This is a genomic window from Brakhagea slesvicensis (assembly GCF_052161625.1).
In the GTDB taxonomy this organism is placed as follows: Bacteria; Planctomycetota; Planctomycetia; order Pirellulales; family Pirellulaceae; genus JBKCUI01.
In genome coordinates, this window is record NZ_CP197412.1 from 5,711,029 (window position 1) to 5,725,481 (window position 14,453).

Genomic DNA, 14,453 nt, shown 5'->3' on the forward strand with positions numbered 1-14,453 from the left:
ATCGCTAAGAAATCCCCATGCCGAATTCCGATTCTTGCCTACAATGACATCAGCTCACTTAATGCTGACGAAAGCTCTCATTGCCACCGACGGATATGTCGCCAGATATGTCGCAATCTCTTCCAGTTTTGAATCCCTCGGCAGATCTCACAAAGGCGGACAATAGCTCCTGCGCATCGAATGGGGGCAGATACGGGAACATTGTTTCCCGTTATTTGGATAACCTCGGTATGGAGCGCGAGGAGCGGGCCCCGCATGGACCGCTCGGGAAAGCTCCCTTGCCGATGAGTATGGAGGAAGCTCGCGCTCGCGGTTGGGAGGAACTGGATGTCGTTTTTGTGACCGGCGACGCCTACATCGATCATCCCAGTTTCGCCATGTCGATCCTGGGGCGGGTCCTGGAGGCGGCGGGATATCGGGTGGGAATCATCAGTCAGCCCGATTGGCAATCGTGCGAGGAGTGGAAGCGATTCGGGCGGCCGAAACTTTTCTTTGCGATTTCTGCTGGCAACATGGACAGCATGATCAATCACTACACGGCGAACAAAAAAGTCCGCAACGACGACGCCTATTCTCCTGGAGGCCGGATCGGTTTACGCCCCGATCGCGCAACGCTCGCCTACTGCCAGCGGGCCCGCGAGGCGTACAAAGGGGTCCCGGTTATCGCCGGCGGCGTCGAGGCATCGCTACGGCGTTTTGCTCATTTCGATTACTGGAGCGATAAAGTACGGCGAAGCATTTTGCTTGACAGCAAGGCGGATTTGGTCGCGTTTGGGATGGGAGAGAACTCGATCATTGAAATGGCCCGCCGACTAGAAGCTGGCGAAACCGTCAAGGACTTGAGAGACATGCGAGGGGTCGCCTATGCCCTCGGTGCCTCCGAACCCATCCCCACCGATGCTCTCGAGATGCCCTCCTTCGAGGAGGTCGTAGCAGATAAGGTGCGATTCTCCATCGCGACGCGGATTATCCATAACGAGACCAACCCTCTGAATGCTCGACGACTGATGCAACGGCACGGCACTCAAGTCATCGTGGCCAATCCGCCTCAACTCCCCATCAGCCAAGAAGCGATGGACCGTATCTATGGTCTTCCCTACACGCGAAAGCCCCACCCGAGTTACAGCGAACCCATCCCTGCCTTCAACATGATCAAGAATTCCGTCACGATCATGCGTGGATGTTTCGGAGGTTGCACGTTCTGCTCGATCACGGCACACCAAGGCCGAATCATTCAATCTCGCTCGAAGGAGTCCATCCTGCACGAGATCCAAGGCATGACTGCTGACCCAGAGTTCAAGGGTATCGTTAGCGACATCGGCGGTCCAACTGCGAACATGTACCAAATGCGTTGCACCAAGCCCGATGTCGAAGCTGTTTGCCGGCGGCAGTCTTGCGTCCATCCTAAAATCTGCAAACTCCTCGGAGTCGACCACACTCCGGTGATCGAATTGATGCGGGAATCTCGGGAGACCCCTGGTATTAAAAAGGTCCTGGTTGCCAGCGGTATCCGAATGGACCTGGCACGCCAGTCCCCGGAGTACATCCAGGAATTGACCAAACACCACGTCGGAGGCCACCTCAAGGTTGCTCCCGAACACGTCGATCCGGACGTTCTTTATAAGATGCGCAAGCCTGCGAACGACGACTTCGAATTCTTCACCGAACAATTCAAAGAGGCTTCCGAAGAAGCCGGTAAAAAACAGTTCATCATTCCGTACTTTATCGCTTCCCACCCCGGCAGCTCGATCGAGTCGATGATTGAACTGGCGTTGTTCCTAAAACGAAATGGATACAAACCGGATCAAGTCCAGGACTTCATCCCAGCGCCTCTCGACATAGCCACCAGCATGTACTACACGGGATTGGATCCGTTCAATCTCAAACCCGTCTACATTGCAAAAGCCCTTCGCGATCGCAAATCCCAACGCGCGTTGATGCAATTCTTCAAACCCGAGAATTATTTCGAAGTCCGCGAAGCGCTTCGATCTGTCAATCGCTCCGATTTGATCGGCGAGGGCTGCGACTGTTTGATCCCGTCCCGTCCTCCCAAAGAAGCGCTCGAAAAGAGAAGAGCCGATGCGAATCAACGCTTTCGAGGGGAATATGTCCATACGATCCCAAAAACGAATGCGCAACCATCGGATGCACCCGAATCTCGCCCCTCCGATACGGCTCCCTCATCAAGCCAAAACAAAAAGCGAAAAGGCCCGAGAAAAGAACAAAGATCGACCGCTGCACACGGTGGCAAGAAACCCAACGCAGGCTATCGACCAGGCCGGCGGGTCAAGTAATCAACCATCGTTAAGTAAACAAGCACCCCTGCGAACGCTAAGGCGGCATCTCTGCTAGGTGTTTCGCTATCCGCTTGCCGGTTGAGCTAAGGGGGACTTCGTTCAAGCGATGTACCGAACACCAAACCGCATCAGGGCCTTCTTCTCCGTTCGATGCCTCGCTTGGATTGTCGTCGAACTTCTCCACCGAAGCATGAAAACAGCGAAGAGAGATTCGATATCGAGTCACGCCATGCTTGATCTGTAGCGCCTCGCCGGATAAACAGACGGATGCACCAAAGCGATCCGAAAACTGATTGGAGGCAGAAGCCATTAGTTCGTCTTCACTTTGAGCAGAGGTCACATCGAATCTTGGGAAGTCCCATAGGCCGGCCCACCTCTCTCCGGTTTGGCAGCGTCGCAGTAAATAGCGGCTTCCCGAGTCGCGGATCAGCAGCGCGACTTCCACTTTGTCTTCGTAGACTTTCGATGGCTTCGGGGATGGTATCTCGGACTGCTCGGAGTGAGCGTAGGTCGGACAAAGATTTTGGAGTGGGCATTCGTGACATAAAGGGGTCTTCGGTGTGCAGACCTGCGAACCGAGTTCCATAACGGCTTGATTCAACCTTCCGCTCCCGGTTCGATCTGGAAGTATGTCGGTAGCAAACCGCCAAAGTTCATTCTGAATCGTTCGCTCCGTGAGCTGACCTCGCAGGCGAAGCAACCTCGCGTAGAGCCTTTGCGTATTCGCCTCCACAATCGGAGCACGCAGGTCGTACGCGAACGAGGAAATGGCTCCGGCCGTGTAGCGTCCGATCCCGGGAAGTGCGAGGATCGAGTCGTAGTCGCGGGGAAAACTACCGCCCCATCGGTCTCGAACGACCTTCGCCGCGGCATGCAGTTGTTTGGCGCGTCGGTAATAGCCCAACCCCGCCCAGTGCAACAAAACGAGTTCCTCCGGTGCGTCGGCTAAAGCCGTCACGGTGGGAAAGGTTTCTAGGAATCGATGAAAGTACGGGATCACCGTTGCTACTTGCGTCTGCTGCAACATGATCTCGCTCACCCAAATGGAATAAGGGTCCTGCGTTTCCCGCCAAGGGAGCGATCGCCCCTTTTTCGAGAACCAGACCTTCACCCTTTTCCGCAGTTGATGCAACTCTTCTGCCGTCCAAGTCTTCATGCTTGCGATCAAAATACCGGCCGTAGGGCCTTTAACGCCTCTCTCGGTCCATTTGGTTTAAGAGTAAGAAAATTTCTCAAGCTCCCTCGCTGCCATGTTCTACGTTCTTGTTTGGAGCGAATGTCGAATCCCGTTCGCCCAATCCCGTCCACAATATGGTTCATGTCACAAGGGGTCCTACCATGGCGACTTGGTTAGAGCGAACGCAAGAAGAATCGTATCTGAATCAACTCGACCGCATGTTGATCACGCGGCTCAAAAGAAATACCGATGACGTCGACGCGATTTCACTCCGTCGCAACACTCCAGAGGCTCCTCGCTCTCTCTCGGGACTCTCGAAGGAGATCAACGAAGAACTCGATCGACTGGAAAGCCTACTCAGCGAAGCCGAAGCGGTCGAGGCCCACCAAGCGTAAGAGTCTGCGGCACACCAGGCGGCCGATTGCAAATGGCCGGCCGATTGCAAACATAGGAGAAACAACCAAAAAGGTTTCTCGCCTGCAGGTTTTCCTTGCGATTCGCTCCCTCCACCCGAATGAACAAAACTACGCCGAGGGTGGCGGTGTAAACTTCGGAGCGTCTGTTTGAAGACTCTCTTCGTCCTCTTTCATGGCAGCCGGGACATATCGAGGCTCAACCGGATCGGCCGCTTCGAATTCTTTCTTGAAGTCGTCCACACTGCGGCGAAGGTTTCGGTAAGTCCCCCCTAGATTGCGGGCCACCTCCGGAAGCTTCGACCCGAACAACATCAACGCGACGATTCCCAGCATCACCATCTCGGAGCTGCCAATGCCACCGATGATCGCGAATGGAATTGAATTCATCCAACACCCCTCTGGAAATGGAACGACGTATGTTCCATGAAGTTCAAGAACAACCGTCCGCTCAAACCTGAACCATCAACCGATCTGCAGCAGCCCCAACCGACTCGTCGAGCGATCGGAACACACTCGATCGCTTAAGCAGATGGCTTCGAAGCGGTATCGGATGTCGGCTCCGAATCGTCGTCCCGCATCCCCTTCTTAAACTCGGTCGCGCTGCGTCCCAAGTTTCGCATCAAGGTAGGAAGCTTCGCGCTACCGAACAGGAGCATCGCGACGACCAAAATGATCAAAAGTTCCTGAGTTCCGACGGTGGGTAGAAATGCGAAGGGGAACATATGCCGTTTCCAATGGTGGGGGTGGGAATCAAGAAGATTTGATTCGACACCTTCATTTTAGGTGAACCCAGTCTGCTGTCAAACGCCCGCTACACCTTCTGTCTAACTAAAGGGGATTAAAAGCACCTTAGACACCATACGATGCGATTCCGAGTGCGCAACGGCCACAACACCATGAGGTGCCGCCCCAAAAATTGTTGGGAACGATCGCTATCTGCATTAGAATCTCCACCTTTGCACCCTTTGCATCCTTTCTTGGTACGGTTCAGTATGAGAACAAGCTCCCGCATGTGGCACCCCATTTTTGCACTGGTATCTGTCGGACTCTTGATCGGTTGCTCCCTCTCTTCGGCATTGGGGCAGAGCCCTTCGCGTCCCGTTGCCGGAACGAAAGGGCTCTCGTTCGACCCGATCAACGACTGGCCTTGGTGGCGAGGCCCGAGCCGAGATGGTCATTCCAACGGAGCGTCCGCCCCGGATGCACTGGATGAATCGAAGAACTTGGTTTGGAAAACCCCCGTCCCGGGCCGCGGCCATTCGTCGCCGATCGTCGTCGGCAAAAAGGTTTTCTTGCTCAGCGCGGACAATTCAAAACAGGTGCACTTCGCTCTCGCTTTTGACCGTGACACGGGAAAGGAACTGTGGAAACGAGAGTTGAACCAAGGCGGATTCCCTGCCAAGAATCACCCTAAGAATACCGAGGCCAGCCCAACGCTCGCTTGCGACGGGAACCATCTGTTCGCCGCACTTTTTCATCACGAAGCTGTGTGGGGAATCGCGATGGATATGGACGGGAATGTTGTTTGGGAGAAGAAGATCGGTGCATTCCAACCCAAACAATACGAGTACGGATATGCACCCTCCCCTGTCCTCTACAACGACTCCGTCTTGTTCACCTACGAATACGACGGTCCTTCGGCCATTGTTGCGTTGGATCGAACCTCGGGAGAGGAACGTTGGCGAACCGATCGTCCGCAGTCCACGTCGTTTTCTACTCCGGTGGTCATGTCGCATGCCGATCAAGACTACTTGCTGATCAGCGGTATCGACAAAGTCAGTGCTTACGATCCAGCCAACGGGAAGCTCCGTTGGGAGACGAAGGGAACCACCATGGCGACCTGCGGAACCATGGTCTGGGACGACGGTATTGTCTTTGCGAGTGGCGGTTACCCACGTGCCGAAACCATTGCCATCGAAGTGGAAACGGGCAAGCCTCTCTGGAAGAACAATCAAAAGGCTTATGAGCAATCGATGGTAGCCCACGCAGGCCACCTCTATTGTTTGACCGACAACGGAGTTCTTTTCTGCTGGGATGGAAAGACCGGCGAAGAGAAATGGAAACAGAGGCTCGCTGGGCCGGTGAGCGCCTCGGGCGTTCTCGTCGGTGAACGCATGTATTGGGCCAATGAACGGGGCGATTTGTTTGTGTTCGAAGCCAATCCCGAACGATTCATCCAAGTGTCAAAAAATAAGATCGGCGACGAATCGTTTGCGAGCCCGGCGATCTGCAATGGCCAAGTCTACTTGCGGGTTGCCATGTTCGAAGGGGACAAACGCCAAGAATACTTGATGCGGCTGGGTAACTAACACGACCGCATCCGATAGCTCTGCAAGCCCTGCAAGGAACGGAATGATGACATCCTTCCACAGTTGCTAGACCTTTTTTTGAATCAGCTGTGCGATTAGCTCTGGCTTTCGCTGTTTTTTCAAATGCTCCATCTGGTCTGGAGGAACACCCAGCTTTTCAAGATGGTTGAACATGCTTTCCCAAACCTTTTCTTTCTTCTTCCCTTCGGCGAGATAAAGGTCGGTCAGCAGTTCCTGGACTCGCTGAAAGGAAACATTGTCTCGGTTTTGGTAGTAGGATTTGATGACACCTTGTTGATAGCGTGTGTAGTTTTCCATAGCCATGATGCAGTGATCCCTTGTTTTTCGCGTTGGTTGCCGAACCCAAGATCTCGATCTCGGCTTTTCAGCATCCCAACTTGAAAAGATAGTAATTCCCGAGGCAACGTGGTAGGGATTCCTGGTCCTTGGACTAAAATCGCGGCTTATCGGAAGAACGCGTTTTTTCTACTTCCTGCTCGTATTCCATTTTCGTCGTATGTCTTGCCGTTTTTATTTGAAGCCGGTCCTGGTCGTTTTGTTGGGGTTGGCGGCCCCCTTGCAATTGGGTTGTTTGCCATCGCCGGAAAAGATTTCCGAGGTATCGTCGCAGAGCGATCCCGGCAATGTTTCCGCGGAGGAACTGCGCGAGATTATCCAGATGACTTTGGATCGAAATCTTCGTTTGCGCGGTCTCGGCGTTGATCGAAACGCGGCCTGGCAAGTCATCCACGGGGCAGTGGCGTATGGCGAGGACCTTCTGATGGAAGCGAATGGCAAGACCGAGAAAGCCCTCCCGTACCTCTTCCAAGGCGGAGAACTGGCTGGCTGGGATCTCCGCGAGGGGGATCTCCTTCCCAGCACAGGTCGAAAGGGGATACGAGTCTCGGTCGAAGAGGGGAGCTTTACCGGTCAAGGACACGTGGATCAGTTCCTTGGCTACCTATCGCAGGTGAGCATTCCGCTGAGTACGAAAATCAAAATCGGTGAAAACGAACATACGATGGAAGATTGGGCTCGGCAGGCCCAACGAGACATTTGTCAGAACCCCTACCAGGAATACTCCTGGACTCTCATCGCTCTCACCAATTACTTCCCCACTGAAACCCAATGGGACGGAACCGACGGGCGGCAGTGGACTCTGGAGCCCTTCGTCGAGCGTGAAGCGGAGCAGGATCTCACACGCAGCGCCTGCGGAGGAATGCACCGACTTATGGGCCTGGCGCACTGTGTGCGCTATCGTGAAAAACTCGGCGGGCGTTTCGAAGGAGCATGGCTCAGGGCTAAGCAAGTTGTCGAAAGCTCCATTGCCAAAGCCAAAGCGTTTCAAAATAGCGACGGTTCCTTTTCGACTCGCTACACCGAACGAGCTGGAAACAGCGCCGACTTGAGCACGTGCATCGGTGCAACAGGACATACGCTGGAATTCCTCGCTTACGCATTGCCAGCTGAAGAACTGCGAGCGCCCTGGCTAGAGAAATCGGTTCTCCGATTGTGCGAGATGCTTCATAACGCGGAACCAACGGACCTGGAATGCGGAGGAGGTTACCATGCGCTCGCAGGTCTCAGACTCTATGCGGAACGTCGATTCCCTGAGTCGGTATCCAACTAATCCATAAAATGATTCACGGGTGTGTCGAGGATAATGCGAACAACGGGACTTAGAACCCAAGATACGATGCCGCAGTAACCATCCAAAAGGGAATAGTCAGCAATCCGATCAGCGATGTTCCGACGACGACCGTGCAGGCCACTTCAATGTCCTGATTGAAAAGTCGCGTCATCACAATCGGAAAGGTGGCTGCCGGCATCGATGCTTGCAACAGCAACACTTCCTTCAATTCGATATCGGTAACCCAGTACTTGGCGATCAAAAGGAAGAGCACGGGCAAAGCGATCAAGCGAACTGCGATGGCCAGGATGAGAGGCTTCCATGCGTTCTTTAAATCGACCTGCGTCAAGCAGTCGTAAACGATTGCACCGCTTAAAACCAACCCAATAGGGATTGAACATCGCCCCAATTGATCGGTCATGCTGAGAATCGGTCGGGGAACCCAGATGTTCCAGCCCAATTGCCTTATCACCAAAGCGATTGCTACGGAGAGGAGCGGTGGACTGAAGACAATTCGCTTCCAGGACTTCTTGAGTCCCTGGCCGCTAATGATGAACAAGCCAACGCTCCAAAGGGCAACATCCACTCCCACGTTGTGGACCAGCAATGTGACGACACAACCAGGATAAAAGGCTTCTGCCAGGGGAAAAGGAATATAGCCATAGTTGGCTATCCCGCTGCATAGCCCAAACGTTCGCGCCCGACTGTTGGTCTCCAATCCAAACCAGCGGCCGATCGAGATTGCAGTGGAATACGCAAAGAGAAATCCAAAGATCGTGAGTCCCGCGCCAAATAGAGTGGGAGTCCAAGCGGAGAGATCGGCGGATAGCTTCGTATCCGTCATGATCCGATGGAAGAAGAACGCCGGCAACAAAACGTTCGAGAGGAACCCCGCAAGGGATCGATCGACCTCGCTCGTAAACCACTTCAAGTATCGGGCGAGCGCCCCCATCGCCATAACGAGAAAGACACCCGATACGGTGGTTGCAATCGATAGATATTGGCTGTTCAAAGAATTGCCTTCCTATGTCACGACGGTTCAAGCTGTCACGACGGATCAGGCGAATCCTCAGCGTCGACGGCAAACGGCGTTAGCGGCTCGCCATCGATTTCAGCATCCCCCCGAAAAATGGTTTTTCGTCGCGGCGGATCATAATGTGATCGCCCGGTCGCAACGAATAGTTCTGACCTTCCATAACATGTTTGCCCGAATCATCGAAATCCACATCCATCCGAACAGGTGGACGATTTCCGCCGTTTGGCCGAAGCACGGTGACCTTCATGCGGCCGATCTTCTTGAACAGATCCGCGTCGCGAATCACATCTCCAACAAAGAGCGATTGGCCATTCTGCAAGGGGAGTTTTTCCAAATGCCGCTTTCCATCGGTAATGTCCAGGACAACGCAAGTTTCCCCGTTATCGGTGAGGACGGGACGCTCGGCGCCGTGAGGCCCGATGCCATATCCGGCAGCCTTCAAACTCTGGGTATCCAGGTTGTCGAGCGGACCTTTTGATCGCCCCACCAACATGGAGCAACCGCTCGAAGTTAAGCAAAGCATTGAAAGAATCAACGAGCTCAACAAAGAGGATTTGCCCGTGCAGTTTGGATTGCATGCCATAGCCAAGGTCTCATTCAAAGGAATTGATGTCACACCTCGGATATCGGCAGCCTTCCCCCTCGCCTTCAAGGAAAAATCTACTTTATCAGAAAATGCGCCACAAACTACCCAAACTACCAGCCGGTCCTGGAGGTCGCTGCTTGCGGGAGCTCTACCACTTCCGATCCCGTTATCCCCCAGATTCGATCCCCTGGCCTACGAACCATTCCTTTTCCAAACGTCAGCTCGCCAAACGAAGGCAGAATCAGCCGTTTTCCAACCTGATAAAAACACTTGAGCCTCTCTCCGTTATCACGCATCTGGACCAATGGATGCCAATGTCCACCCACCCTTGCCTCCACGGTTGACTCTTCCTCGGTCGACTCTTCCTCGAGCGGGTCATGGACAAAACATATGCCTCCATCCCTATAAACCTCTCCCACCCAAGCCCAATTCCAGCGGTCCATCCATTTGCGCGAGGAGGTGTCGTGATTCCCTAATACCCAAAAGAAATCCATCTTTTGGTGCCGTTCGCGGAACGCGTCCAACGCACGCTCCAGCGTTTCGGAATGCGCGATTCGCGAATGGAGAAGATCGCCGAGGATAATACATCGCGTAATCTCCCCCGACTGCAATTCCTCGGACCACTTCGACAGAGTCCGCGTCGTCGCACCTGCTGGCAAGGGAATGGCAGAGCGTTGAAACGCAACATCCTTTCCCAGATGCAAATCGGAAATCAACAACGTTTTCCTAGCTGCCCAAAAGACCGTTCCGGTCGGTCGCAATTCAAGCTCTTGATTGGCAAGCGTCAGCGTGCACGGCTTATTTCTTCTGACCCGATCTTCCCGATTCGTTCCGTCCACATTCTTCCTTCGTTAATTCCGTTTCCAATTGTTGCTGTAGCTTTCGGACTCGAGATTCGAGCGACTCGCTGCTCATTCTCTGACGGAGTTGTTCGACGATCAATGGGAAAGAAAGGGGTGTCGGACGCTGCAAAAGTTGCCAGCGCCAATCCGCCAACTCCAAACGGGACAGGGTCTTTCGTATGCGTTCGATCTCGAGCTGCGACCGCATTACCTCGTCGCGGGCTTGCTGGAGCAATCGACTGGAAGGATCGTATTGAACGAAAGCGTCAAAGAACATATTGCTGGATGCTTGCAGATGCTTGCCCCGTTTGACTTGCCCCGGATAGCCTGGATGAATGAGGCCCGCAATGCGCGCGATCTCGCGGAACTGCCTTTTGCACAATTCCGTAGCGTTGAGACTCGCGAGCAAATCCTCCTCCAGTTGCTGTTGGGTTAGCAGTTCCTTCCAGAAAGCCGCATCCTCACCGAGCGGCTGGTTACTTTGAATCATCAATCCATAATCATTGACCGTCATGCTCATCGTCACTTCGACTCGACGAGAAATTCGATAGGCAACCAGCGACGCCAATCCTTCATGAACCATCCTTCCCTCGAATGGATAAAGAGTCAGCGACCAACTATTTTTCCACTCCAAACTCTCGACCAAAAGTTCCGTCTTTTTGGGAACGACACTCCATCGCTCCTGCAACTCGAGAACGGGACGTATCGCCTTCATTTCCTCCTCGGCGTAGCGACCTGAAGCCGCTTCATCTAGCAAATCTCGAACCTCCGATGCCATTTGCGTCGAAAGGGGCATTCTTCCTCCACCCCACCTCGGCGTCGTCGTGGGGAGCAACTTCGATCGCTTCACCACCGCTGTCCCCTCCCGGACTTGGATCAGCTCCAACGTCTTACCTGCGAATTGAAATCGATCGCCTGGTTTTAGCTTGGCGATGAACCCCTCTTCGACCGTTCCCAAAGTTTGTCCCGTCGCATACTGAACCAACATGGCGATCTCACTGGCAATGGTACCTATCGCCATGCGATGCAACCGCGCGACCCGAGGATCCACGACCGAAAACATTCCATTCGTCTCTTGCACCCTTCGAAATTCTTCGTAAGCCTGCAAGGAATCTCCTCCGCTCACGACGAACTTGCACGCCCATTCCAAATCTTCATCGGACAAGGATTGATAACCCGTGACACACGCAAGCTCTCGTTTCACCGTTTCACGATCGAATGGTTCCCCCATCGCTCTCGTAACTAAATGTTGCACCAAACAATCCAAGGGCGCCGAAAGGGCAGTTCGGTGTTCAAGACCATTGCCACCTTTGGCAACACTGGCCGCGATCCGCTTGGCGGCGGCGAGTTCGATCAATTCAAAAGTATTGGTGGGGACGAACCGAAGATTGCTAACGGCATCGGGCTGATGGCCACTTCGCCCCGCGCGCTGTAGCAATCTGGCGGCCCCTTTGGGACTACCGATCTGGATGACTTGATCGACTTCGCTGAAATCGACTCCCAAATCCAAGCTGCTGGTGCAAACAACCGCCTTGAGCTTTCCCTCGCGCAGAGCCTCCTCCACCCATTTCCGGACGCTCCCATCGAGCGAACCATGATGAAGAGCCAAGCATCCGGCCCAATCAGGGCGCAGCCTCAACAGCTCTTGATACCATTGCTCGGTTTGGTTGCGAGTGTTGGTGAATACCAATGTGCTTTTGGCCGGTTCGATCGCTGCGACGACTCGCGGTGCCATCGTCATCCCTAAATGTCCCGCCCAGGGGAACCGCTCAACACTTTGCGGTAGGATCGAACGGATAGAAATCTTCTTCTTCGACTTTCCATGCACCAACCTCGAAGGCCGATTGGATTGGCACCCGACGAGGACACTTAACGCGTCATCTAGGTTGCCAATCGTCGCGCTCAAGGCGCATCGAACCGCTTGTGGAGCAAGGGACGATAACCTTCCTAACGCCAGTTCCGTCTGGGTTCCACGTTTGGATCCCAACAGTTCGTGCCATTCGTCGACGACGATGCATCGAAGCGACTGGAACTGCTCCTGCAAATCGGCATACGACAGGAGCAACGTCAGACTTTCAGACGTAGTGATCAAGGCTGTTGGGAGCCGTTTGCGAATCGCCGCCTTGGTACGAGCACTGGAATCGCCAGTTCTTCGTTCCAACGTCCATGGGATCCCAAGGTCGTCAATCGTTCCGCGCAATGTCTCCTCGGTATCCGCCGAGAGGGCTCGCAGTGGCGTGATCCAAAGTACCGTCAACGGTGGACTCGAGGGACGCGTACGCGGCGCACTTGCCTCCTTGCTCCCTGATTCGGATAAGTACTGCAAAACGGGACCAAACCATGCAGCAAGGGTCTTGCCCGTCCCTGTCGACGAATGGAGCAAAGTGTGCTCGCCGCGCATGTAGGCGGCCCAACACTCTCGCTGAAATGGGAAAGGCGACCAGCCTTTGCTCGCAAACCATTCGACCGCACGAGTGGGACGGATTGCTTTAAGCATTCTCGTTGTCCTCGGTAGCACCTTCTCGATCGACAATTCTTTGCTTGAGCGAATCCAACGTATCCGCCATGTCAGGAGTCTTGTCCATTCTCAACCGCAGGATGCGAGGAAAGCGGACCGCGACACCACTTTTATGTCGAGACGAAGGCTGAATCCCTTCGCATGCCAGCTCCATAACCAACTTCGGTGCAACACTTCGCACCGGGCCAAACTTCTCTTGAGTGTTCTCACGGACGAATCGATCCACCGTGCGAAGCTCATCATCGGTGAGTCCGGAGTACGCTTTCGCGCAAGGAACCAGATGATCACCGTCCCAAACAGCAAACGTAAAATCGGTATAGAGACTTGCTCTCCTTCCATGCCCTCGCTGCGCATAGAGAAGGACGGCATCAAATGTCCAAGGCGCCACTTTCCACTTCCACCAAACACCCTTGGTACGTCCTCCCGAATAGGGACTGCTCTTTCGCTTCAAAACGAGCCCCTCCGCTTCGATCTTTCTCGCCTCCTGCCGGGCTTGTGCGATGGCATCCCAAGAATCTCCTGGAACGATCGGTGATATCTGCCATGAAGGAACCGTGCATGAAGGAAACGTGGTCGTCTGCAAGCCATGCGGATTTTGAACCGCTTTCAAAAGTCTTTCGAGCTCCTCACGACGCCACTCCAACGGCTGATCTCGAACATCCCGACCCTCTTTTTCCAATAGGTCGAACGCGACAAATCGAACAGGAACCTCTGCCAATAACTTTCGTCCCACTTTCCGACGCCCCAGTCGACGCTGCATCGCATGAAATGGCATCGGTCGGCCGTCCTGCCAAGCCAACAACTCCCCATCGAGAACCGTCCCATCGGGAAGACCAGCTAAGGATTGGGCCACATCCGGAAACTGCTCTTCGATTCGCTCCTCGCCCCGACTCCAAAGATAAAACTCCCCTCCCCGTCGAATGGCTTGAGCGCGAATTCCATCCCATTTCCACTCAACCAGATACTCCGAAGGCACCCCTAATACCGCTGGGTCGGAATCCAACGCATTCGCGAGAGAAAATGGAAACGGCTGCCCTTCAAAGGAAGAGCTCGAAGCAGGTGAGGCTAAGCGCCGAAAATACTCCTCGCTCGGCTCCCAATTCCCCATGAGGCGGTGGGCGACATGCTCCGGAGGGATCTCAAACGCTACGGAGAGCGCACGGGTAACCAAACCGCGACTCACTCCCACACGGAAGCCCCCCGTGATCATCTTCAACGCAACAAATCGATCGGTGGCGGGAAGAGCATCCCAGACCGAATCGAGCCTCGAAAGGGCTTCTTCCTCTTTCGCTTTCGAAAGCGGCAACAAGCAGGACTCCACCCATTTCGATAGTGAGCAACCCGAGGACAAAGCGTCCGATCCGGTCAGCAAATGGACCGTCTCAGCTAGATCCCCGACGTATTGGTAACTCTCTTCGATCAACCAATCGGGAAGATCCGTCCGCTTTTGGACCCATGCCCGAATCGCGGCACCGCTAAAGCTCCTCTTTGGTTTATTCCCACAAAGGAAATAGACCGCCCAAGCACCATCGCTGGGTGCAACCTCCCGAAAGTATCGAACGAGCGCGCCAAGTTTCGCATTCGTTTTCGTTGTTTCGTCGATTTGACGATAGAGTTGGCAAAAGGCTCGCATGCCCCATTA

13 protein-coding genes are annotated in these 14,453 nt (G+C 54.1%); 4 read left to right on the forward strand and 9 right to left on the reverse strand.

Features of this window, described 5'->3' with window-relative positions:
* Positions 1-107: 107 nt before the first annotated feature.
* A complete protein-coding gene (locus SH467x_RS21590; protein WP_482369162.1) occupies positions 108-2,294 on the forward strand; it encodes a YgiQ family radical SAM protein in 2,187 nt (728 codons plus the stop codon).
* A gap of 37 nt (positions 2,295-2,331) precedes the next feature.
* Here the strand turns inward: SH467x_RS21590 and mutY are convergent, their stop codons facing one another.
* On the reverse strand, positions 2,332-3,453 hold the full coding sequence (gene mutY / locus SH467x_RS21595) for an A/G-specific adenine glycosylase (RefSeq protein WP_482369163.1): 1,122 nt from the start codon (positions 3,451-3,453) through the stop codon (positions 2,332-2,334).
* Positions 3,454-3,635: 182 nt separating this feature from the next.
* On the opposite strand from mutY, the gene SH467x_RS21600 reads away from it, so the two are divergent.
* Positions 3,636-3,869, forward strand: a complete 234-nt coding sequence (locus SH467x_RS21600) for a hypothetical protein (RefSeq protein WP_482369164.1) — start codon at positions 3,636-3,638, stop codon at positions 3,867-3,869.
* Between the two features lie 129 nt (positions 3,870-3,998).
* Here SH467x_RS21600 and SH467x_RS21605 read toward each other — a convergent pair whose 3' ends face one another.
* Together SH467x_RS21605 and SH467x_RS21610 are read right to left on the reverse strand one after the other, a co-directional pair.
* Complete coding sequence (locus SH467x_RS21605) at positions 3,999-4,277, reverse strand: Sec-independent protein translocase subunit TatA/TatB (protein WP_482369165.1); 279 nt, start codon at positions 4,275-4,277, stop codon at positions 3,999-4,001.
* A 134-nt stretch (positions 4,278-4,411) separates the two neighbouring features.
* Entirely contained in the window at positions 4,412-4,612 is a 201-nt protein-coding gene (locus SH467x_RS21610; protein ID WP_482369166.1) for a twin-arginine translocase TatA/TatE family subunit, read from the reverse strand.
* A 270-nt stretch (positions 4,613-4,882) separates the two neighbouring features.
* Between SH467x_RS21610 and SH467x_RS21615 the strand changes: the two genes are divergently transcribed.
* On the forward strand, positions 4,883-6,199 hold the full coding sequence (locus SH467x_RS21615; RefSeq protein ID WP_482369167.1) for an outer membrane protein assembly factor BamB family protein: 1,317 nt from the start codon (positions 4,883-4,885) through the stop codon (positions 6,197-6,199).
* A gap of 66 nt (positions 6,200-6,265) precedes the next feature.
* On the opposite strand, the gene SH467x_RS21620 is transcribed toward SH467x_RS21615, so the two are convergent.
* Positions 6,266-6,523 (reverse strand): hypothetical protein, encoded by a 258-nt coding sequence (locus SH467x_RS21620; RefSeq protein ID WP_482369168.1) that lies wholly within the window; start codon positions 6,521-6,523, stop codon positions 6,266-6,268.
* Between the two features lie 193 nt (positions 6,524-6,716).
* Between SH467x_RS21620 and SH467x_RS21625 the strand changes: the two genes are divergently transcribed.
* Positions 6,717-7,829 (forward strand): ADP-ribosylation factor-directed GTPase activating protein isoform b, encoded by a 1,113-nt coding sequence (locus SH467x_RS21625; RefSeq protein ID WP_482369169.1) that lies wholly within the window; start codon positions 6,717-6,719, stop codon positions 7,827-7,829.
* A 49-nt stretch (positions 7,830-7,878) separates the two neighbouring features.
* On the opposite strand, the gene SH467x_RS21630 is transcribed toward SH467x_RS21625, so the two are convergent.
* The 5 genes from SH467x_RS21630 to SH467x_RS21650 all read right to left on the reverse strand — a co-directional run bounded on the left by SH467x_RS21630 (position 7,879) and on the right by SH467x_RS21650 (position 14,444).
* Positions 7,879-8,841, reverse strand: a complete 963-nt coding sequence (locus tag SH467x_RS21630) for an AEC family transporter (protein ID WP_482369170.1) — start codon at positions 8,839-8,841, stop codon at positions 7,879-7,881.
* Between the two features lie 79 nt (positions 8,842-8,920).
* Positions 8,921-9,358, reverse strand: coding sequence for a hypothetical protein (locus SH467x_RS21635; protein WP_482369171.1), 438 nt, complete (start codon positions 9,356-9,358; stop codon positions 8,921-8,923).
* A 203-nt stretch (positions 9,359-9,561) separates the two neighbouring features.
* Positions 9,562-10,290, reverse strand: coding sequence for a ligase-associated DNA damage response endonuclease PdeM (gene pdeM, locus SH467x_RS21640; RefSeq protein WP_482369172.1), 729 nt, complete (start codon positions 10,288-10,290; stop codon positions 9,562-9,564).
* Complete coding sequence (locus tag SH467x_RS21645) at positions 10,250-12,790, reverse strand: ligase-associated DNA damage response DEXH box helicase (RefSeq protein ID WP_482369173.1); 2,541 nt, start codon at positions 12,788-12,790, stop codon at positions 10,250-10,252. The genes pdeM and SH467x_RS21645 overlap by 41 nt, the downstream gene beginning before the upstream one ends.
* Positions 12,783-14,444, reverse strand: a complete 1,662-nt coding sequence (locus SH467x_RS21650) for an ATP-dependent DNA ligase (protein WP_482369174.1) — start codon at positions 14,442-14,444, stop codon at positions 12,783-12,785. The genes SH467x_RS21645 and SH467x_RS21650 overlap by 8 nt, the downstream gene beginning before the upstream one ends.
* Between the last annotated feature and the right edge of the window lie 9 nt (positions 14,445-14,453).